The following is an 18,328-nucleotide window of genomic DNA, read 5'->3' as shown; positions in this document are numbered from 1 at the left end:
TATGAATGGAACATCCACCGGTAGCGAAGCCGCTGCGTTGATCAAGCGGCTGGACTGGGCACAAAGCCCACTCGGTGAGGCCAGTGAGTGGCCGCAAAGCCTGCGCACTGCCGTCGATATCGTCGTGCATTCGCCCATGCCGATGGTACTGCTGTGGGGCCCGCAGCTCACGCAACTCTATAACGATGGTTTTGCATACCTGATTGGCAGCAAGCACCCCGGCGCCTTGGGCCAGCCGGCGCACCACACCTGGCCAGAGCTTGAAAGCTTCGCCGCGCCGGTCTACGACGCCGTGCTCGGCGGCCAGGTGCGCACCTTCAGCGAGCAACGCTTTGTGCTGCACCGCCAGGGCTGCGATACCGAAATCTGGCTGGACCTGACCTACAGCCCGGTGCGCGATGAAAGCTGCCGGGTGGCCGGCATTCTGGTCACGGCCATTGAAACCAATGAGCGGCGCAGTAAAACCCTCGAACTGCAACAGCGTTCCGAAGAAAGCCTCAAGGCCCAGCACAACACCGAGCAACGCCTGCAACTCGCATTAGCAGCCACCGACGCGGTGGGCACCTGGGATTGGGATATCGGTGAAGACCGTTTCATTGCCGACGCCCATTTCGCCTACCTGCATGGCGTCGACCCCAACGATTCAAGCCTGCTGCCCATCAGCGCCTACCTGCACGGCGTGCATCCCGAAGACCGGGGCACGGTGACGCGCAGCATCAAGCATTGCATCACCCATGGCACCGAGTACGCCGAGGAATACCGCCTGCAACAGGCCGATGGCCAGGTGCGCTGGGTGTTCGCCCGTGGCCGCTGCTACAAGGATCATCACGGCAGGCCGGCGCGGTTCCTCGGCGCCGCGCTGGACCTCACCGAGCGCAAAAACACCGAGCAGGCCTTGCGCCAGAGCCAGACCGAGCTGCAGCTGATCATCAACGCCATGCCCGTATTGATCGGCTACGTTGACCACGACCAGCGCTTTCGCCTCAACAACAGCGCTTACCTGGAGTGGTACGGCAAGACGCCCCAGGAACTGTACGGCAAGACCATCCGCGAAGTGCTCGGCGACGAAGTGTATGCCGGGCGCGCAGACAAGATCGCCGCCGCGCTCAAGGGCAAGGCGTGCAGCTTCATGACGGTGACGCCTCATCGCGATGGCCGCCCGCGCCATGCGTTGATGAAGTACCTGCCGCGCTTTAGCAATGACGGCTCGGTGAATGGTTTCTACATCTTTGTGATCGACGAGACCGAACGCAAGCTCACCGAAGAGGCCCTGCGCCACCTCAACGAGAACCTTGAAGAACGCGTGGCTCAGCGCACCCAGGCGCTGGCCGAGGCCAACCAGCGCCTGCAAAACGAGATGTTCGAGCGCGAACGGGCCGAAGATGCCCTGCGCCATGCGCAGAAGATGGAAGCGGTCGGCCAGCTCACCGGCGGTATCGCCCATGACTTCAACAATATGCTCACCGGCATCATCGGCAGCCTGGACCTGATGCAGCGTTACATTGCCGCCGGGCGCAGCGACGATATCGGCCGGTTTGCCGATGCCGCCGTGTCCTCCGCCCACCGCGCCGCCGCCCTCACCCATCGGCTGCTGGCGTTCTCGCGGCGCCAGTCGCTGGACCGTCGCCCTACCGACCCCAACCAACTGGTGGCGTCCCTGGAAGACCTGTTCCGGCGCACCAAGGGCGCGCATATCGAACTCAAGGTACAACTGGGCAAGGACATCTGGCCGGTGAACACTGACGCCAGCCAATTGGAAAACGCCCTGCTCAACCTGGTGATCAACGCCCGCGACGCCATGCCCGACGGCGGCGAGCTGCTGATCGAAACCGCCAACAGTTACCTGGACGGCACCGACATCACCACGCTGGAACCGGTCAAGGCCGGCGATTATGTGATGCTGGGCGTGAGCGACAACGGCAGCGGCATGGCGCCGAAAATCCTCGCCAAGGCGTTCGATCCGTTCTTCACCACCAAGCCCATCGGCCAAGGCACCGGCCTTGGGTTGTCGATGATCTACGGCTTTGCCCAGCAGTCCGGCGGCCACGTGACCATCCAGAGCGAACCCGGCCAGGGCACCTGCGTGCGCCTGTACCTGCCGCGTTTGTATGGCACGGCGCTGGAAAGCAGCCTGCCCACCAGCCTGACCGAAGCCCCCGTGGCCCTGGCCGGTGAAGCGGTGGTGGTGGTCGAGGACGACCCGGCGGTGCGTATGCTGGTGGTCAATGTGCTCGACGAACTGGGCTACACCGCGCACCAGGCGGCGGATGCGCGTGCGGCGCTGCCGTTGCTGGAGTCGGATTTGCGTGTGGACCTGTTGGTGACCGACGTCGGCCTGCCCGGCATGAACGGCCGGCAACTGGCGGAAATCGCCCGCCAGCATCGCCCCGGCCTGCGCGTGCTGTTCATGACCGGTTATGCCGAGAAAGCCGCCGAGCGCCAGGGGTTCCTGGAAGACGGCATGGACATGGTCGCCAAGCCCTTTTCCATTGACCTGTTGGCCAACAAAATCCGTAGCATGATCGGCGCCGAGACCTGAGTTCAGGCATAATCGCGCGCCGTCGCACAGCTGGTAGAGCCCCATGAAAGCCCAAGCCCGTCATATCCTGGTGAAAACCAGCGAAGAAGCCGAACAACTCAAGCAGCGCATTGCCAAGGGCGAAGCCTTTGATGTGCTGGCCAAGAAGTACTCCACCTGCCCGTCGGGCAAGCGCGGCGGTGACCTAGGCGAAGTGCGGCCCGGGCAGATGGTGGGGGCGATTGATGCGGTGATTTTCAAGAAGCCGGTGAAGGTGGTGCACGGGCCGATCAAGAGCAAGTTTGGGTATCACCTGGTGCAGGTGTTTTACCGCGATTGATGGGGCTGCTTCCGATCGTTCCCACGCTCTGCGTGGGAACGCCTCACTGGACGCTCTGCGTCCACTTCTGGGACGCGGAGCGTCCCGGGCTGCCTTCCCACGCGGAGCGTGGGAACGATCAGTGACGGGGGATCAGCGCCCCTGGCACCTGAATCACCCGGCTCGCCAACCGATGCCCCGCCGAGGCAGCCTCTTGCGGCGAGCCACCTTTGAGCCGACAAGCCAAATACGCCGCGCTGAACGAATCCCCCGCCGCCGTGGTGTCCACCACCTTCTCCACCTTCAACGCCGGCACCGCAAAGCGCTCCCCCGCGCAACGAATCAGGCACGCATCCGCTCCGCGCTTGAGCACCACTTCTGCAATCGACGGGTACGCCGCGAACACCTGCTCGCTATCCTCATAACCAAACAACGCGCGTTCGTCATCCTCGGTGAGCAAGGCAATGTCCACCTCGGCCAGCACCCTGCGATACGCCTCACGGGCCGTTTGCACATCGGCCCACAATCGCGGCCGGTAGTTGTTATCGAACACCACCTTGGCGCCGCGCTGGCGGGCTTCGATCAGCGCCTGCCGTAAGCGCTCACGCCCGATATCTCCCAGCACCGCCAGGGTAATGCCGCTCAAATACACCACGTCATAGCCCGGCAATGCCGCCAGGACCGGCTCGGCGGCAGGCGTGGTGAAGCAGTCGCGCACGGCCGCTTCGTTGCGCCAGTAGAGGAATTTACGTTCACCCTGGGCGTCGGTCTGGATGCAGTACAAGCCCGGCAGGCGCCCAGGCAGGCGCTGGACCATCCCCAGGCCAAGGCCTTCGGCGTGCCAATGCTCACACATGGCATCGCTGAAGCTGTCATCGCCCAGGGCGGTGACGTAGTCAACGCTGCCGGCATCGCCCAGTTCGCGGCGCAGGTACACCGCGGTGTTCAGGGTGTCGCCGCCGAAGCTCTGGTGCAGGCTGCCGTCGGCGCGGTGTTGCAGTTCGATCATGCATTCGCCGATGAGGGCGATGTGGGGGTGGGTGTTCATGGCAAAGTTCTCAGGTGTGCTGGAGGGCCCCATCGCGGGCAAGCCCGGCTCCCACACTTGACCCTATTCCAACTGGAGGAATGCAGTCGAATGTGGGAGCTGGCTTGTCGGGTCGCCGCATCGCTGCGATAGCCGCGACGCGGTCTAGAAGCAGGTACGCAGAGACTCAACCACCTGCAACTGCTCATCCACCAGGCACCCCACCTGCCACTTGTCAAAGGTCAGGCAAGGGTGGGACGTACCAAAGGAAATGATGTCGCCAATGCGCAATTGCACCCCCGGCGCCACGGCCATGAACGCATGCTGGTCCATCACCGCCGTGACCTTGCACCCGCTCACATCATCACCTTGCGCCGGCACAATCCCGGCCCTGTAGCGCTTGAGCGGCACCGGCAAGCCGGCGTCGTAGGCCACGTCGCGCTTGCCCAGGGCAACCACCGCAAAACCAGGCTCCGGCAACGACTGCACATGCGCCCAGACTTCCATTGCCGGGCGCAGGCCCTCGTTGAGGTCGCTGCGGCGTTCGAGTACGCAGCACTGCGCCTCTTTGTAGATGCCATGGTCGTGGGCCACGTAACTGCCAGGGCGCAACACGCTGAGGAAACGGCCGGCGGCGTTCTGCGTTTCGAACGACTCGGCGATCAGGTCGTACCAGGCCGAGCCCGATGCGGTGATGATCGGCTTGGGCAGGTCGAACAGGCCGCTGTCTTGCAGCTCGACCGCCAGGCTCACCAGGCTGGCGGCAAAGTCGCGAATGCCACTGACGGCATGCTCGCCGTGGATCACGCCTTCGTAACCCTCGATACCGGTCAACGCCAATGCCGGCTGGGCCTGGATCGCCTTGGCCAGCTCACGCACCTCTTGCTCGCTGCGACAACCGCAGCGGCCACCGACCACGCCGTATTCGATCATCACGTTGAGGCGCTGGCCACGGGCGGCGAAGAACAGGCCCAGGTCGGCAACGTTGTCCGGGTGATCGACCATGCAATGGAAGTCAAAATCATTATCGGCCAGCAGGTCGGCGATCAAGGCCATGTTTGGCGCGCCCACCAGTTGGTTGGCCATCAGCACGCGACGCACGCCGTTGGCGTAGGCGGCACGGGTTTGCACGGCAGTAGCCAGGGTGATGCCCCAGGCGCCAGCGGCGATCTGGCGCTGGAACAGTGCGGGCATCATGCTGGTCTTGCCGTGGGGCGCCAGCTCGGCACCGCTGCTGCGGACAAAGTCCTGCATCCAGCGGATGTTATGTTCCAGGGCGTCGCGGTGCAGCACCAGGGCCGGCAGGCTGACATCCCGAACCACATGGGCACCGACGGCGGCGGCACCTTTTTCAACGGCATTGAGGGCAGACATGGAAAACTCCTATTCGTTGATGCGCCGGGCCAGGCTGTTGGCGCTGTCGATCAGTACCCGGCGATAGTCGTGGTAGTTTTTGCTGGCATCGGCCCGGGGGGCGACGATGCACAGGGTCGCGATGCTGATGCCCTGGGCATCGCGCACCGGGGCGGCAAAACAATGGGTGAAGGTGTCGGCCACACTGTCGAAGGAGAAGAACCCCTCCAGGCTGGCCTGGCGGATCTGCGCCAGGAAAGTGTCCAGCGGCAGGCGCAGGCCGTCCGGCAGGATGAAATCGTCGGGGTCGATCAGGTCGACGATCTGCTGGTCGCTCAAATGCCCTAGCAACAAGCGCCCCGAGGCCGTCCACGGAATGGGCGCGTTTTCGCCGATATCCGAAGAAATACGGAAATGCCGCTGGCCTTCGCGCATCAGCGCCACCGTGTATTTGCGCCCGTTGAGCAGGCACATCTGCGCGGTTTCGTGGGTCTGGCTGACGATCTCCTGCAAGGCGTGGTCGGCCTCACGGGTCAGGTCGAAGTGACGCAAGTGTGCCTGGCCGAGGAAATACAGCTGGCGGCCCAGGTACACGTGGCCGTCCTTGCCCACGGTCTCCAGGATGCGCCGCTCCAGCAACGACGCCACCAGTTCGTAGACCGTGGATTTGGGGCTGCCGATGCCGCTGGCAATATCATTCGGGCGCAGGGGCTGGCCGATTTCCTTGAGAAAATCGAGGATATCGAACGCACGGTCCAGGCCTTTGGCGCGGCGTTTGATGGTGTCTTCGGTCATGGCAGTACTCGGTCCCGTTCCAGATGATCGTTCCCACGCTCTGCGTGGGAATGCATGCGGTGACGCTCTGCGTCACAAGCGCGGACGCAGAGCGTCCAAGGCGGTATTCCCACGCAGAGCGTGGGAATAATCAGTTAGGTCTTTTTCTTGTAGGCCACGCAATCGATCTCGACTTTGCAATCGACCATCATGTTGGCCTGCACGCAGGCGCGCGCCGGGGCGTGTTCCGGGGTGAAGTACTCGCCGAACACCTTGTTGAAACTCCAGAAGTCCCGTGGGTCTTCCAACCATACGCCCACCCGTACCACGTCCTTGAGTTCGTAGCCGGCTTCTTCGAGGATCGCCACCACATTGCGCATCGTCTGCCGGGTTTGCTCGATGATGCCACCATTGATGATTTCACCGTCCACCGCAGGCACCTGGCCCGACACGTACAGCCAGCCATCGGCTTCCACGGCGCGGGCGAATGGACGTGGCTGGCCGCCACCTGCGGTGCTGCCGGTGCCGTAACGAGTAATGCTCATAAAAGTTGCTCCTTGTTAAAAACGAATGTTCTTGAGAAATTCCGCCAGGCGCGGCGACTGCGGCCGTTCGAAGATGTCCTTCGCGCTGCCCTGCTCTTCAATGCGGCCATGGTTCATGAACACGATCTGGTCCGAGACCTCATAGGCAAAGCGCATTTCGTGGGTGACCAACAACATGGTCATGCCCTCCTCTGCCAGCCCCTTGATCACGCTGAGCACTTCGCCCACCAACTCCGGGTCGAGGGCCGAGGTGACTTCGTCGAACAGCATCAGGCTGGGGTTCATGGCAATGGCGCGGGCAATCGCCACACGCTGTTGCTGGCCGCCGGACAGTTGGCCGGGAAAGTGATTACGGCGCTCCAGCAGGCCGACGCGGTCCAACCATTTTTCGGCCAGGGCTACCGCCTCATCCTTGCTCATCTTCTTGACCTTGAGCAAGCCGAGGGTAACGTTCTGCAGCGCGGTCAAGTGCGGGAACAGGTTGAATTGCTGAAACGCCATGCCGGTCATTGCACGGTGCTGGGCGATCACCCGCTCCGGGTGGCGTACGCGCTTGCCGCCGACATCGCTGTAGCCGATGGACTCGCCGTCCAGGGTGATCTGCCCGCCCTGGAACTCTTCCAGCAGGTTCACGCAGCGCAGCAAAGTGGTCTTGCCCGAGCCGCTGGAGCCGATCAACGTCACCACATTGCCGCGCTGCATGGTCAGGTCGACGCCCTTGAGCACTTCCACCTGGCCGTATTGTTTACGCAGGCCACGAATGTCCAGCAGCGCTGGGTTGGTTTGAGCTTGGTTCATGGCAAGGCCACCCGCTTTTCAATGTAGCGCCCGAATAATTCGATGGCGTAGTTGATGACAAAGAACAGAAACCCGGCGAACAGGTAGAACTCCAGGGTCATGAAGGTACGCGCGATCACCTGCTGGGTACTGAGCAACAATTCCGCCACGCCGATCACTGACAGCAAGGTGGAGGCCTTGACGATTTCCGTGGAGGAGTTGACCCAGGTCGGCAAGATCTGCCGCAGCGCCTGGGGCAACAGCACGTAGCCCAGGGACTGGTAAAAGGTCAGGCCAATCGCCTTGCCTGCTTCCAATTGCCCACGGGGAATGGCTCGCAGCGCGCCGCGCACGATTTCCGACACATGGGAGCCACAGAACAAGGTCAGCCCAACCGCACCGGCCTGGAACGCACTGATTTGCCAGCCCAGGGCCGGCAGCATGTAGAAACACGCCAACACCAGCACAAACACCGGCGTGCCACGGATCAAATCGACGTACAGACGGAACGGCGCGCGCATCCAGAATTTGCCGTAGGTCAGGATCAGCCCGGCGACGATGCCGATCAGGGTGCCAAAGACAATCGCCAGCGCCGAGACCGCCACACTGGCCTGGAAGCCAGCCCAAAGGGTCTCGCGGGCAATCCACAATTCATGCAGCCAACTGGGGGATTCGTACATGGGGACCCTTCCTCAGCGACGGATAGCCAAACGCTGTTCCAGGTAACGGAGCAGCATGGCAATCAGGTAACAGGCAGCCACGTAGAGCGCGGTCGTGACCAGCCAGGTTTCAATCACCCGGTAGCTTTCGACGTTGATCTTGCGGGCGTAATAGGTCAGCTCCGGCACCGCGATCGCAGCGGCCAGAGAGGTGTCCTTGAACAGCGAGATAAAGTTGTTCGACAGCGCCGGCAGCACGTTGCGCAGCATCACCGGCACGGTGATGTAAGCGCGGATCCGCCACTCGCCCAGGCCGATGGCCAGGCCGGCTTCACGCAAGCCCTTGGGAATATTCACCAGGCCTGCGCGGAACACTTCGGTGAGGTAGGCACCGGCATACAGCGACAGGGTGATGATGAACGAGGGGATCTTATCCAGGCGAATACCCAGGGAGGGCAAGGCGAAGTAGATCAACAGGATCAACACCAGGATCGGGGTGTTGCGCACCACCGTCACGTACACCGAGGCAAAAATACGCAGCGCGCGGTGCCTGGAGAGCATGGCAAACGCCATCAACAGGCCGATCACGCAGCCGATGGCGATCGACAGCAACGCCAACTGCAACCCCAGGCCGAGCCCCGCCAGCAAGGTGTCGAAATCACGCCAGACGGCGGCAAAGTTCAACTGATAGTTCATGGTCAGCAGCACCTGAAGGGGGCGCGCTCAAGCACGCCCCTATTGTTGCGGGTCACTTGAATTCCACGGGAAAACCAATCGCCGGTTCTGGCAGGTCCACGCCGAACCACTGCTTGAACGACGCTTTGTAGGTGGGGAACTCCACACCGGTCATGGCTTCGTGCAGCGCGGTATTGACGAAGTTCAGCCAGTCCTGGTCGCCGCGCTTGACCGCGCAGGCGTAGGTTTGCGGGCTCCAGGCATAAGTGGGGCTGCGATAACGACCGGGGTTCTGCACCATCAGGTATTTGACCGAGGATTGGTCGGTGGCGGCGGCATCGGCGCGGCCTGAGTTCACGGCCTGGTACATCAGATCAACGCTGTCGTACTGGTCGACCTTGGCCTTGGGCAGCGCCTGATGCACCAGTTCTTCGGCATACACGTTCTGCAGCACGGCCACGGTAACGTCATCGCCCGCCGCCTGCAGGTCTTCGATTTCCTTGTACTTGCTGTTGTTGGGCAACAGCAGGCCGACGCCTTCACGGTAGTACGGCAAGGTAAAGGCTACTTGCTGTGCGCGGCTGGCGGTAACGGTGATGAACTGGCAGCTCATGTCGACCTTGTCGGTGAGCAGGTTGGGAATGCGTGCGTCGGACGACTGCACCACAAACTCCACCTTGCTCGGGTCATTGAACAAGCCTTTGGCCACGATGCGGCCGATGTCGATATCAAATCCCTGCAACTTGCCATCCGCTCCCTGGAAGTGCCACGGCGCATTGGTACTGCCTGTACCTACGATCAAGTGCCCGCGCTTGAGCACATCATCAAGCTTGCTGTCCGCCGCCTGCACCACGCTGGCGAGGCAAGCCGATGAGGCGACAAGAAAAACACACGCTTTGAATACGGAAGGTCGGTGATGCATGACAAGCACTCCAGGGATTGTGTATTCCGCTATACCGGAATTTGGTATGTAACAACGGAATAGACAGCAGAAAGTGTGCCACAGACGCCGGAGGAAACCTATGGGGGCAAGAAATGCGTTAGGGATCAGGGAGATAGTGATTGGAGCGGTAAGCAGCGTTGCGCCGTCATCGTAGGGCTGTGCTACGCAACGCCCCACAAGGGTGTTACGCCGCACCCAGACGGGTCGCCTCGAAGTGCCCCGCACCTGTGAAGGTTGACAGTAGACGGTGACAACCCACTGGCCTAGCGTGGGCAAAAACCAACACGGCAGGCAGGGGGATCGACATGGGAGTCGCCACGCGCAGAATTTCCAGCGCCAAAGAGTTTGGATGGGTGCTGAACACGCCCCGCCCAGTGTTTATTCTGTTTTTTTCAGAGCAATGCCCCGCTTGCGCGCAGGCATGCCATTTATTCGAACAGACCGCGTGGAAGCATCCGTGGATCGTCAGCCTGTTACTCGACTGCGCCCATACGCCGAGGCACCCTGACGTGACAGGCACCCCGACGCTGCTGATCTACCTGAAGGGCGCCCTGGAACAAAAACACAAAGGCTTCGGCCCTCTTGAAGAACAAGAGCAGTACGTGAAGGACATCTTCAACCGATATGACCTGAGCAAGGGCGCAAGTGCACCTGCGTCACTCGACGCTCCTCCACTTCAGCCACCGTCAAACGCCAGCCTTCATGCTCCAGGCTATCGCCCACCACCGGCAGGCGGTCAAGCAGGCTCATCACCAAACCCGCCAAGGTCTGATAATCCTCGGTCGCCACCGCCTTGAAGCCCGTGCGCTGACGCACCAGATTAAGGTTCAAGGCACCATTGGCACGGAAACCTTCGCCGTCCTCGACAATGTCCGGCCCTTCGATTTCACTGGCATCGGGCAATTCACCGGCGATGGACTCCAGGATATCCGTCATGCTCAACACCCCCATGAAGTCGCCGAATTCGTTGATCACGAAGGCGATGTGGGTGGACTCCTGGCGCATCTGCTCCAAGGCATTGAGGATCGAAAAACTCTCCAGCAGGTTGATCGCACGACGCGCCAGGTGTTCCAGGTTCGGCTCGTTGCCGGCCAGGTACTCCTTGAGCAGTTCCTTCTTGTGCACAAAACCCAGGGGCTCATCCACTGCACCGTTACGGATCAACGGCAAGCGCGAGTAGGACGAGTGCATCAGCTTCAAACGGGTCGCCTCGGGGTCGTCCGCCAGGTCGATGCAGTCAACCTTGGCCCTTGGGGTCATCAGGGTGCGAATCGGCCGCTCGGCCAGTTGCAGCACGCCGCTGATCATCACCCGTTCACGTCGGTCAAACAGCGGACCCTGGGCAGCATCCGGCTCACCCAGCAGGTCGGCGACCTCTTCACCCACCTCTTCCACCGCCAGGCTGCGACCGCCCAACAAGCGCATCACCGCATGGGCGGTACGCTCACGCACTGGCAACACACCTTGGGCCGATTTCTTGCGACGGGCGCGGGCGATCTGGTTGAACACCTCGATCAGAATCGAGAAACCAATGGCCGCGTACAGGTAGCCCTTGGGAATATGGAAGCCCAGGCCTTCGGCGGTCAGGGCAAAGCCGATCATCATCAAGAAGCCCAGGCACAGCATGATCACGGTCGGGTGCGCATTGACGAAACGGGTCAGCGGCTTGCTCGCCACGATCATCAGGCCGATGGACACGATCACTGCGATCATCATCACCGCCAGCTCGTCGACCATGCCCACAGCGGTAATCACTGCGTCGAGGGAGAACACCGCATCCAGCACCACGATCTGCGCGACGATCGGCCAGAACATTGCGTAAGCGACGTTGCCCTTGTGCTGCGCCACATGGCCTTCAAGGCGCTCATGCAATTCCATGGTGGCCTTGAACAGCAGGAATATACCGCCGAACAGCATAATCAGGTCACGCCCGGAGAAGCTCTTGTCGAACACCTCGAACAGCGGCTGGGTCAGGGTCACCAACCAGGAAATACTCGCCAACAGGCCCAGGCGCATCAACAACGCCAGGGACAAGCCGATCAACCGCGCACGGTCACGCTGCTCCGGCGGCAACTTGTCTGCCAGGATCGCGATAAACACCAGGTTGTCGATACCCAGCACCAGTTCCAGCACAATCAAGGTCGCAAGGCCGAGCCAGGCCGTGGGATCCGCTAACCATTCCATTTATAAATTCTCTGTCTTTAAAGGGTTCAGAACGCCAGGCACGGCAACGTGCGGTCAGAAGACCGGGACAAGGTTAGTTGACGGAATACGGGGTGCTTGAGCGGAAACAGCGACAGCGGTGGTCTTGGGGAAAGACGACTGGGAGGCTCCGAGAGGGTGTTCATGCAAGTCCTGAAATGACAAAAGGACTTGAATCCTACATTCGAAATACAAATTTCCCACAGCGCAAAACTATTACAAAACCTGTAAACCGCTATCAGAAGCACAGCAACTCTTGTGGGAGCTGGCTTGCCTGCGATGCGGGCACCTCGGTGCATCAGGTAGACCGGGTCGATGCAATCGCAGGCAAGCCAGCTCCCACAGAAAGCCTGCCCCCCCTGCCAGATAGACGACTCATCAGGTTTTGCGAGTGGCATCATCCAGCGCCAAGATGGTGTGGGCATTGGTGACGGTGGTCGCCAGCGTATTGATCACGCCCGAGCGCAACGCCCCCAGGGTCGCCGCCGCCTTGGTGTTCTCACTGGCAATCGCCACCACATCCGGGATGCGAAACAGCTCCTGCACCGTCAACCCGATCACGCGCCCCTGGATGGCGTTGACCGCCGGCTGGCCGTGTATGTCGATAAAGTCATAGCCCATCATGTCGCCCACGGTGCCAGACAAACGCGCCTGCGCGATTTCCTGGGGCGAGAACCAGCCCATGCGCACCATGTTGCTGTTCTCGCTCATGTCGCCGATGCCGATCAGGGCAATATCGGCACGCCGGGCGCGGTCAAGGGTCGAACGCACCGTGTCGTTGTTGATCAGCACCCCGCGCAGCTCGGGGTTGGCCACCAGGGCCGGGGCGTACAGGCTTTCACTCTCGCCACCAAAGCGCAGGGCCAGGCGTCGGCAGATGTGGTCAGGGTTCATGTACTCGCCGGCCTTGAGCGAACCGCCAATGGCGCACACGAAGGTGCAGTTGCGGGTCACCGGCAGAAACACGTTGTCGGCCACCGCGCCGACATTGCGCCCCATGCCCACGGCCACGATCATGCCGTCGCCCAGGGTCTTGTTGAGGTAGTTGGCCACTAGGCTCGCGACCGCCGAGCGCTGGGTGTCGGGGTCGCTGTGGTCGACGGCGATCAAGGCGCGGTCGAGCTTGAAGCGCTCTACCAACGCCCGCTCCAGTTCGTTGTTCATCGCCGGATGCTGCAACACGCGCACCTCGACAATCCCTTCATCGCGCGCACGCTTGAGCAGGCGGCTGACCTTGGCCCGCGACAGGTCAAAGCGCTTGGCGATGGCCTCCTGAGTGACGTTCTCAAGGTAATAGAGCATCGCCACTTCGGTCATCTGATCGATATCACTGGCCATGCGCTGGGTACTGTCACTCATGGGGACGGGCTTCCGTTTCGGCGTCAAAGGCGCATTCTCCCGACTCTTGCCCCGCGCCGTCCACTACTGATGCCCATCACGCTCAATCGCATTGATGCGCTCGACCTTGGCCCCGGACCGCGCCGCTTCGAACTCCGAGGCCAAAAACGCGCTGACGATACTTTTGGCCAACTCCGCCCCGATGACCCGCGCCCCGATGGAGAGGATTTGCGCATCGTTGCTCTTGCGCGCCCGCTCCGCCGAATAGGTGTCATGGGCCTGGGCCGCACGAATGCCCAGCACCTTGTTGGCCGAGATGGCCATGCCTATTCCGGTGCCGCACACCAGCACGCCGAGGCGCTGCTGCCCGGCATTGATGGCGGTGGCCACGGCCAAGGCGATGTCCGGGTACAGCACCGGCGCCGTGGAATGCGTACCGAAGTCGGTCACTGGGTACCCCAACCCCTCGATATGGCGCTTCAACAGCTCTTTGAGCTCAAAACCCGCTTCATCACATCCGATAGCCACCGGGAAAGGTGTGTTCATGGTGCCTGGCTCCACTGATCAAATGATCACTTAGTGAAATATCTCTCACGCATTTCGCAAGCATTCACCCCTTCCTGTCAAGCGAGATTTAGCTGACCTGCCAGTCAAAGCCCCATACAAAGGCAATAATCGCATCACAGATGAGAATCACACCTTTTAAGTGAAAGAGATTGACTGATCAGAATTTCATTTGATACACATATGATCACAGCGAAACATGACTGTGCGACCTAATAAGAATTCACAGCACGAGGACACGCCGATGGCCACGCCATTACTGCTCCAGGCTGAACATGTCGCCAAGGCCTATGCCGGGGTGCCTGCCCTGCGTGACGGGCGCCTTGCTCTGCGCGCCGGTAGCGTCCACGCCCTGTGCGGCGGCAATGGCGCTGGCAAGTCGACCTTCCTGAGCATCCTGATGGGCATCACCCAGCGTGACGCCGGCAGCATTCTGCTCAACGGCGCACCGGTGCAGTTCAATCGGCCAAGTGAAGCCTTGGCCGCGGGGATCGCGATGATCACCCAGGAGCTCGAACCCATCCCCTACATGAGCGTCGCCGAAAACATCTGGCTGGGCCGCGAACCACGCCGTGCCGGCTGCATCGTCGACAGCAAGGCCCTGAACCGCCGCACCCGCGAACTGCTCGAAAGCCTGGAGTTCGACGTCGACGCCACCAGCCCCATGCACCGCTTGAGCGTTGCGCAGATGCAACTGGTGGAAATCGCCAAGGCGTTCAGCCATGACTGCCAGGTGATGATCATGGACGAGCCCACCTCGGCCATCGGCGAGCGCGAGGCCGAAACCCTGTTCAAGGCCATTCGCCGCCTTACCGCACGCGGTGCCGGCATCGTGTACGTGTCCCATCGACTGAGCGAACTGGCGCAGATCGCCGATGACTACAGCATCTTCCGTGATGGCGCCTTTGTGGAAAGCGGGCGCATGGCCGATATCGACCGCGACCACCTGGTGCGCGGCATTGTCGGCCAGGAACTGACGCGCATCGACCACAAGGTGGGCCGCGAATGCGCGGCCAGCACCTGCCTGCAAGTCGACCACCTGAGCCGCAACGGTGAATTCCACGACATCAGCCTGCACCTGCGCCGTGGCGAGATCCTCGGCATTTATGGGCTGATGGGTTCCGGGCGCAGTGAATTCCTCAACTGCATCTACGGCCTGACCGTGGCGGATTCCGGCAGCGTTACCTTGCAAGGCAAGCCCATGCCCATCGGGCAGCCCAAGGCAACCATCGACGCCGGCATGTCGCTGGTCACCGAAGACCGCAAGGACAGCGGCCTGGTGCTGACCGGCAGCATCCTGTCCAACATTGCACTGTCGGCCTATAAGCGCCTGTCGAGTTGGTCGCTGATCAATGCGCGCAAGGAAGCGCAGCTTGCCGAGGAGATGGTCAAGCGCCTGCAGATCAAGACCAGCTCCCTGGAGCTGCCGGTGGCGTCCATGAGCGGCGGCAACCAGCAAAAGGTGGTGCTCGCCAAATGCCTGTCCACGGAACCGGTGTGCCTGCTCTGCGATGAACCCACCCGCGGCATCGACGAAGGCGCCAAACAGGAGATCTACCACCTGCTTGACCAGTTCGTGCGCGCCGGCGGCGCAGCCATCGTGGTGTCGTCGGAAGCCCCGGAGCTGCTGCACTTGAGCGATCGCATCGCCGTCTTCAAAGGCGGCCGGCTGGTCACCATCAGCACCGACACCGCCCTTTCCCAGGAAGCCTTGTTGAGTCTTGCCTCATGAATGCCAAAACCATCGTCGCCCCCGTTACCGCCGCGCCGCGCAACCGCCTGCGCCTGTCCCTCGACCGCTTCGGCCTGCCGCTGGTGTTTATCCTGCTGTGCGTGGTGATGGCGTTTTCCAGCGAATACTTCATGACCTGGCGCAACTGGATGGACATCCTGCGCCAGACCTCCATCAACGGCATTCTCGCCGTGGGCATGACCTACGTGATCCTGACCAAGGGCATCGACCTGTCGGTGGGGTCGATCCTGGCGTTCGCCGGCTTGTGCAGCGCCATGGTCGCCACCCAGGGTTACGGCCTGTTGGCGGCGGTCAGCGCGGGGATGTTTGCCGGCGCGATGCTCGGCGTGGTCAATGGTTTTATGATCGCCAACCTGTCGATCCCGCCGTTTGTGGCCACCCTCGGCATGCTCAGTATCGCCCGGGGCATGACCTTTATCCTCAACGACGGCAGCCCGATCACCGACCTGCCCGACACCTACCTGGCGCTGGGCATCGGCAAGGTCGGCCCGGTGGGCGTGCCGATCATCATCTTCGCTGTAGTCGCGCTGATTTTCTGGATGGTGCTGCGCTACACCACCTATGGCCGTTATGTGTACGCGGTGGGTGGCAATGAAAAAAGTGCGCGCACTTCCGGCATTGGCGTGCGCAAGGTGATGTTCTCGGTGTACGTGGTCTCGGGCCTGCTCGCCGGGTTGGCCGGCGTGGTGCTGTCGGCACGCACCACCTCTGCCCTGCCCCAGGCCGGGGTTTCCTATGAGCTGGACGCGATTGCCGCGGTGGTGATCGGCGGCACCAGCTTGTCGGGCGGTACCGGCAGCATTGTCGGCACCTTGTTCGGGGCACTGTTGATCGGCGTGATCAACAACGGCCTGAACCTGCTCGGTGTGTCCTCCTATTACCAGCAGGTCGCCAAGGGCCTGATCATCGTGTTCGCAGTCCTGATCGACGTGTGGCGCAAGAAGAAACGCTGAAGAACGACCCATAACAATAACCGGAGTTCTACTTATGAAACTGGGTACCACCCTGGCCGCTGCGGCGGCCCTCTCCCTGCTCGCCAGCAGTATCGCCCTGGCCGCCGATGGCAAGCCCTACAAGATCGGCGCGGCCGTCTATGGCCTCAAGGGCCAGTTCATGCAGAACTGGGTCCGCGAGCTCAAAGAACACCCGGCGGTCAAGGATGGCACCGTGCAGTTGACCGTATTCGACGGCAACTACGACGCCCTGACCCAGAACAACCAGATCGAAAACATGGTGACCCAACGCTACGACGCGATTCTGTTCGTGCCGATTGATACCAAGGCCGGCGTTGGCACCGTCAAGGCCGCCATGAGCAACGACGTGGTGGTCATCGCCTCCAATACGAAAGTAGCCGATGCCAGCGTGCCGTATGTGGGTAACGACGACGTGGAAGGCGGCCGCCTGCAGGCCCAGGCCATGGTCGACAAGCTCAATGGCAAGGGCAACGTGGTGATCATCCAGGGCCCGATTGGCCAGTCGGCCCAGATCGACCGGGAAAAAGGCGAGCTGGAAGTGCTGGGCAAGCACCCGGACATCAAGATCATCGAAAAGAAAACCGCCAACTGGGACCGCGCCCAAGCCATGACCCTCACCGAAGACTGGCTCAACGCCCACCCCAAGGGCATCAACGGCGTGATCGCCCAGAACGACGACATGGCCCTGGGCGCCGTGCAGGCGCTGAAGTCCCATGGCCTCACTTCCAAGGATGTGCCCGTGACCTCTATCGACGGCATGCCGGATGCGATCCAGGCGGCGAAAAAGGACGAAGTCACCACCTTCCTGCAGGACGCCCAGGCCCAGTCTCAAGGCGCATTGGACGTGGCACTGCGCGCCCTGGCCGGCGAGGACTACAAGCCACAGTCGGTGATTTGGGAGCGCTATGCCAAGGACCTGAAATGGGCCGATGGCACGGCCAAGAACTACATCCTGCCCTGGGTGCCGGTGACCAATGCCAATGCGGATGCGCTGTACAAGCAAGTCAGCGGCGGTAAGTAGTTTGATCGTTCCCACGCTCCGCGTGGGAACGCATCCCGTGACGCTCTGCGTCACTTAACATCGGAACGCAGAGCGTTCCACGCGGCATTCCCACGCAGAGCGTGGGAACGAGGAGTCATTCATGTCTGGTTTCTGGAACCAAGCCTTCGACCTCAGCGGTCGTTGCGCGGTGATCACCGGTGGCGCCGCCGGCATCGGCCTGGCCTGCGCCACCTTGCTGGCGGAACGCGGTGCCCGGGTGGCGCTGCTGGACCGCGACCCGGCCGTGGTCGAGGTGGCCGCCGATCTGGGTGCCGGGCACCTGGGTATTGCCGTCGACCTCGGCCAGATCGGCCAGATACAACCCACCATCGACCGCGTATTCGCCCACTTCCAACGCCTGGATTACCTGATCAACAGCGCGGGTGTGGTGCTGCTGGACAACGCCATTGAGGTGACTGAAAGCGCCTGGGACACCACCCTGGACATCAACCTCAAGGCCAGTTTCTTCGTGGCCCAGGCCTGCGCCAGGCATATGCTCGCCCAAGGCAGCGGCCGCATCGTCAACCTGGCGTCCCAGGCCGCCGTGATTGGCCTGGACCGTCACGTCGCCTACTGCGCCAGCAAAGCCGCGATCGTCGGCATGACCAAGGTGTTGGCCATGGAGTGGGCGCCGCAGGTGAACGTCAACGCCATCTCCCCCACCATCGTCGAAACCGCCCTGGGCAAAAAAGCCTGGGCCGGCGACGTAGGTGAGCGGGCCAAATTGCAGATCCCGGCGGGCCGCTTTGCCCAGCCGGAAGAAATCGCCGGGCTGGCGCTGTACCTGCTCAGCGATGCCGCGCAGATGATCACTGGTGCCAACATGGTGATCGACGGCGGCTACAGCATTCAGTAATTCATCGTT

Annotated in this window: 17 protein-coding genes; 6 read left to right on the top strand and 11 right to left on the bottom strand. The window is 61.8% G+C overall.

The features are described 5' to 3' along the window. The first annotated feature begins 1 nt into the window (after nt 1). Complete coding sequence (locus tag PSH76_RS11895; RefSeq protein ID WP_305494137.1) at nt 2-2,539, top strand: PAS domain-containing protein; 2,538 nt, start codon at nt 2-4, stop codon at nt 2,537-2,539. Nucleotides 2,540-2,582: 43 nt separating this feature from the next. Further along, nucleotides 2,583-2,858: a peptidylprolyl isomerase gene (locus tag PSH76_RS11890; protein WP_003174397.1), complete on the top strand. Its 276-nt coding sequence runs from the start codon at nt 2,583-2,585 to the stop codon at nt 2,856-2,858. Between the two features lie 118 nt (nt 2,859-2,976). Here the strand turns inward: PSH76_RS11890 and PSH76_RS11885 are convergent, their stop codons facing one another. From PSH76_RS11885 to rpiB, 11 genes are all read right to left on the bottom strand, one after another. Further along, on the bottom strand, nt 2,977-3,885 hold the full coding sequence (locus tag PSH76_RS11885; RefSeq protein WP_305494136.1) for a sugar kinase: 909 nt from the start codon (nt 3,883-3,885) through the stop codon (nt 2,977-2,979). 144 nt (nt 3,886-4,029) lie between these two features. After that, the gene (locus PSH76_RS11880) at nt 4,030-5,238 is read right to left on the bottom strand and encodes an amino acid deaminase (RefSeq protein ID WP_305494135.1); all 1,209 of its coding nucleotides are present in this window, start codon (nt 5,236-5,238) and stop codon (nt 4,030-4,032) included. Between the two features lie 9 nt (nt 5,239-5,247). Continuing rightward, nucleotides 5,248-6,012, bottom strand: a complete 765-nt coding sequence (locus PSH76_RS11875) for an IclR family transcriptional regulator (RefSeq protein WP_032896883.1) — start codon at nt 6,010-6,012, stop codon at nt 5,248-5,250. Nucleotides 6,013-6,146: 134 nt separating this feature from the next. Further along, complete coding sequence (locus tag PSH76_RS11870; RefSeq protein WP_305494134.1) at nt 6,147-6,536, bottom strand: RidA family protein; 390 nt, start codon at nt 6,534-6,536, stop codon at nt 6,147-6,149. A 15-nt stretch (nt 6,537-6,551) separates the two neighbouring features. Then, a complete protein-coding gene (locus PSH76_RS11865) occupies nt 6,552-7,334 on the bottom strand; it encodes an amino acid ABC transporter ATP-binding protein (RefSeq protein ID WP_305494133.1) in 783 nt (260 codons plus the stop codon). Then, nucleotides 7,331-7,993 (bottom strand): amino acid ABC transporter permease, encoded by a 663-nt coding sequence (locus PSH76_RS11860; RefSeq protein ID WP_305494132.1) that lies wholly within the window; start codon nt 7,991-7,993, stop codon nt 7,331-7,333. Before PSH76_RS11860 ends, PSH76_RS11865 begins: the two co-directional genes overlap by 4 nt. Nucleotides 7,994-8,005: 12 nt before the next feature. Continuing rightward, complete coding sequence (locus tag PSH76_RS11855) at nt 8,006-8,668, bottom strand: amino acid ABC transporter permease (RefSeq protein WP_003191828.1); 663 nt, start codon at nt 8,666-8,668, stop codon at nt 8,006-8,008. Between the two features lie 52 nt (nt 8,669-8,720). Beyond that, nucleotides 8,721-9,569, bottom strand: a complete 849-nt coding sequence (locus PSH76_RS11850; RefSeq protein WP_098951176.1) for a transporter substrate-binding domain-containing protein — start codon at nt 9,567-9,569, stop codon at nt 8,721-8,723. Nucleotides 9,570-10,205: 636 nt separating this feature from the next. Then, a complete protein-coding gene (locus PSH76_RS11845) occupies nt 10,206-11,774 on the bottom strand; it encodes a TerC family protein (protein ID WP_098951174.1) in 1,569 nt (522 codons plus the stop codon). 396 nt (nt 11,775-12,170) lie between these two features. Next, nucleotides 12,171-13,151 (bottom strand): sugar-binding transcriptional regulator, encoded by a 981-nt coding sequence (locus tag PSH76_RS11840; RefSeq protein ID WP_003191835.1) that lies wholly within the window; start codon nt 13,149-13,151, stop codon nt 12,171-12,173. A gap of 63 nt (nt 13,152-13,214) precedes the next feature. Beyond that, nucleotides 13,215-13,676 (bottom strand): ribose 5-phosphate isomerase B, encoded by a 462-nt coding sequence (gene rpiB / locus PSH76_RS11835; protein WP_032896873.1) that lies wholly within the window; start codon nt 13,674-13,676, stop codon nt 13,215-13,217. 262 nt (nt 13,677-13,938) lie between these two features. Between rpiB and PSH76_RS11830 the strand changes: the two genes are divergently transcribed. The 4 genes from PSH76_RS11830 (at nt 13,939) to PSH76_RS11815 (ending at nt 18,319) form a co-directional block, all read left to right on the top strand. After that, nucleotides 13,939-15,426, top strand: a complete 1,488-nt coding sequence (locus tag PSH76_RS11830) for a sugar ABC transporter ATP-binding protein (RefSeq protein ID WP_138761528.1) — start codon at nt 13,939-13,941, stop codon at nt 15,424-15,426. Further along, the gene (locus PSH76_RS11825) at nt 15,423-16,400 is read left to right on the top strand and encodes an ABC transporter permease (protein ID WP_003191840.1); all 978 of its coding nucleotides are present in this window, start codon (nt 15,423-15,425) and stop codon (nt 16,398-16,400) included. The genes PSH76_RS11830 and PSH76_RS11825 overlap by 4 nt, the downstream gene beginning before the upstream one ends. Nucleotides 16,401-16,434: 34 nt before the next feature. Continuing rightward, nucleotides 16,435-17,442: a substrate-binding domain-containing protein gene (locus tag PSH76_RS11820; protein ID WP_098951170.1), complete on the top strand. Its 1,008-nt coding sequence runs from the start codon at nt 16,435-16,437 to the stop codon at nt 17,440-17,442. 121 nt (nt 17,443-17,563) lie between these two features. Further along, nucleotides 17,564-18,319 carry an SDR family oxidoreductase gene (locus PSH76_RS11815; protein WP_305494131.1) on the top strand — a complete coding sequence of 252 codons (756 nt, stop codon included), beginning with the start codon at nt 17,564-17,566 and terminating at the stop codon, nt 18,317-18,319. The last annotated feature ends 9 nt before the right edge of the window (nt 18,320-18,328 follow it).

The sequence above is a fragment of the Pseudomonas sp. FP215 genome, assembly GCF_030687795.1.
Taxonomy (GTDB): Bacteria; Pseudomonadota; Gammaproteobacteria; order Pseudomonadales; family Pseudomonadaceae; genus Aquipseudomonas; species Aquipseudomonas salmasensis.
Note: the sequence above shows the minus strand (reverse complement) of the source record. Positions and strands in the feature narration are given on the sequence as shown.

Bases quoted from the DNA above. Each gene is read 5' to 3' on its own strand.
- PSH76_RS11860 (WP_305494132.1), bottom strand. From the start codon at position 7,993: ATGTACGAATCCCCCAGTTGGCTGCATGAATTGTGGATTGCCCGCGAG.
- PSH76_RS11855 (WP_003191828.1), bottom strand. From the start codon at position 8,668: ATGAACTATCAGTTGAACTTTGCCGCCGTCTGGCGTGATTTCGACACC.
- PSH76_RS11880 (WP_305494135.1), bottom strand. From the start codon at position 5,238: ATGTCTGCCCTCAATGCCGTTGAAAAAGGTGCCGCCGCCGTCGGTGCC.
- PSH76_RS11890 (WP_003174397.1), top strand. From the start codon at position 2,583: ATGAAAGCCCAAGCCCGTCATATCCTGGTGAAAACCAGCGAAGAAGCC.
- PSH76_RS11865 (WP_305494133.1), bottom strand. From the start codon at position 7,334: ATGAACCAAGCTCAAACCAACCCAGCGCTGCTGGACATTCGTGGCCTG.
- rpiB (WP_032896873.1), bottom strand. From the start codon at position 13,676: ATGAACACACCTTTCCCGGTGGCTATCGGATGTGATGAAGCGGGTTTT.
- PSH76_RS11870 (WP_305494134.1), bottom strand. From the start codon at position 6,536: ATGAGCATTACTCGTTACGGCACCGGCAGCACCGCAGGTGGCGGCCAG.
- PSH76_RS11875 (WP_032896883.1), bottom strand. From the start codon at position 6,012: ATGACCGAAGACACCATCAAACGCCGCGCCAAAGGCCTGGACCGTGCG.
- PSH76_RS11820 (WP_098951170.1), top strand. From the start codon at position 16,435: ATGAAACTGGGTACCACCCTGGCCGCTGCGGCGGCCCTCTCCCTGCTC.
- PSH76_RS11815 (WP_305494131.1), top strand. From the start codon at position 17,564: ATGTCTGGTTTCTGGAACCAAGCCTTCGACCTCAGCGGTCGTTGCGCG.
- PSH76_RS11885 (WP_305494136.1), bottom strand. From the start codon at position 3,885: ATGAACACCCACCCCCACATCGCCCTCATCGGCGAATGCATGATCGAA.
- PSH76_RS11850 (WP_098951176.1), bottom strand. From the start codon at position 9,569: ATGCATCACCGACCTTCCGTATTCAAAGCGTGTGTTTTTCTTGTCGCC.
- PSH76_RS11895 (WP_305494137.1), top strand. From the start codon at position 2: ATGAATGGAACATCCACCGGTAGCGAAGCCGCTGCGTTGATCAAGCGG.
- PSH76_RS11840 (WP_003191835.1), bottom strand. From the start codon at position 13,151: ATGAGTGACAGTACCCAGCGCATGGCCAGTGATATCGATCAGATGACC.
- PSH76_RS11845 (WP_098951174.1), bottom strand. From the start codon at position 11,774: ATGGAATGGTTAGCGGATCCCACGGCCTGGCTCGGCCTTGCGACCTTG.
- PSH76_RS11830 (WP_138761528.1), top strand. From the start codon at position 13,939: ATGGCCACGCCATTACTGCTCCAGGCTGAACATGTCGCCAAGGCCTAT.
- PSH76_RS11825 (WP_003191840.1), top strand. From the start codon at position 15,423: ATGAATGCCAAAACCATCGTCGCCCCCGTTACCGCCGCGCCGCGCAAC.